Annotated in this window: 1 protein-coding gene; it reads left to right on the top strand. The window is 49.7% G+C overall.

Annotated elements, in window-relative coordinates; genetic code table 11:
* Window positions 1-507, top strand: a 507-nt coding sequence (locus R7Z50_RS31350; RefSeq protein WP_318150257.1) for a molybdopterin-dependent oxidoreductase, incomplete at both ends; no start/stop codon positions are given.

Here is a 507-nt window from a genome sequence, read left to right as displayed (position 1 = left end):
CTTGGCGCTTTAGCGTTAGCAGGAAACGCGCTTTCTCTCCCGTTCGCAACTAAAGCGGTTGCCAAAGAAACGCCAGCAAAACCCAATGAAAAAATTGTCTGGTCGGCATGTACCGTAAACTGTGGTTCTCGTTGTCCGCTTCGTATGCACGTGGTCGACGGTGAAATCAAATGGGTAGAAACCGATAACACGGGTGATGATGTGTATAACCACAATCATCAAGTTCGCGCTTGTTTGCGTGGTCGCTCTATGCGTCGCCGTGTTTACTCGCCAGACCGTTTGAAATACCCACTTCTTCGCGTTGGTAAACGTGGTGAAGGTAAGTTCAAACGCATTACTTGGGACGAAGCCTTTGACCTCGTTGGTGACAACCTAAAACGCATCATTAAAGACTACGGTAATGACGCGGTTTACCTAAACTACGGTACGGGTACCTTGGGTGGCACGGTAACTAAGAGCTGGGATCCGAGCGCGACGTTGGTTGCCCGTATGATGAACCTGTGTGGT

The organism is Vibrio sp. 1249-1 (genome assembly GCF_033340495.1).
This window is presented reverse-complemented; position numbering and strand designations above follow the sequence as displayed.